Source organism: Lysinibacillus sp. NPDC047702 (assembly GCF_050272555.1).
Lineage (GTDB): Bacteria > Bacillota > Bacilli > Bacillales_A > Planococcaceae > Lysinibacillus.
Window position 1 is genome coordinate 1 of the sequence record NZ_JBNNMG010000150.1, and the last position, 1,071, is coordinate 1,071.

At 40.2% G+C, this 1,071-nt stretch carries 1 protein-coding gene; it reads right to left on the reverse strand.

The genetic code is table 11. The annotated features are described in order from the left end of the window. Positions 1–902 (reverse strand): IS66 family transposase (locus ACQKIM_RS28165; RefSeq protein ID WP_427550287.1); only part of this gene is annotated, 902 nt, incomplete at its 3' end. Positions 903–1,071: the final 169 nt, after the last annotated feature.

Below are 1,071 nucleotides of genomic sequence, written 5' to 3' on the forward strand. Positions count from 1 at the left end.
ACAGAACGACTTCTCGATAATGCACTATGAAAAAGAACGATGATCGGTCCTTGGCTTGGCACGCTGCGGAACACCCAATTGTAGGCATTCGATTGTCCTGATTTTCCGTCTGACCGATTGATAATTTGCGCATACGTTTCGTCCACATGCAGTACTGATTTCATCGTTAACATCTGTTTCATCTGTTCATAAATCGGTAAAAGCCAATCTTCTGCAGCACGAATAACCCAGTTTGATAGATTCTTATCATTCGTATGTAGGCCATATCGTTCCCACTCCTTTACCTGACGGTAAAGAGGTAAATACTGAATAAACTTATCGTAAATAAGCTTTGCTAAAACAGTTGGTCCTGCAATACTTCGCTGAATGGCAGCTTGTGGGGCTTTTCCACGTTTCATTTGTGCTTTTTGTGTGGCATCCATTTTACAGTGTTTGCACTCGTAGGCATGTTCAATATGTTGGATGCGTTTCATTATTGCAGGAATGAATTTTGCTTCTTCACGCGCAATCGTTGTACCAGCTTCAGTCATTTGACCAAGGCAACAGTCACATTGTGTGTTTTCAGGATGATGATGAATTTCTTCGATTTCCATTCCATCACGAAACGAATCATTTCGTTTTTTATGTAGTTTACGAACAACTGTATACATAACAGTTGACGTGCTTTGTTCTTCTGTGTGCTCAGATTCGCTAAAAGACGGGTCGTCTTCGAATAAAGAGCCTTGCCCATCCGGTGCTTGATACTTAGATTTTTCCGATTTAGAACCGTATAACGCCTTTGTTAATTGGCGAACTTGTTCAGTCAACGCTTCAATTTGTTGATTTGACTGAGCTAATTGTTGCTCAAGCAATCGAATTAATCGTTCATTTTGGTTTTCTTGCTTAGGAGAAGCATTAGTCAAATCATTCACCGCATTTCGTTTAGTATAAGTTATGGATGATTATACCACTTAGGTGAATAGATTTAAAAGACACCTGTTGCAGATTTCGAAATTGCCTTTGGCTGCTGAAGCGATAATCCTTCTAAGAGCCAGCGAAGCTCCTGTTGAGAAAGGTTACGCACTTCCTTTT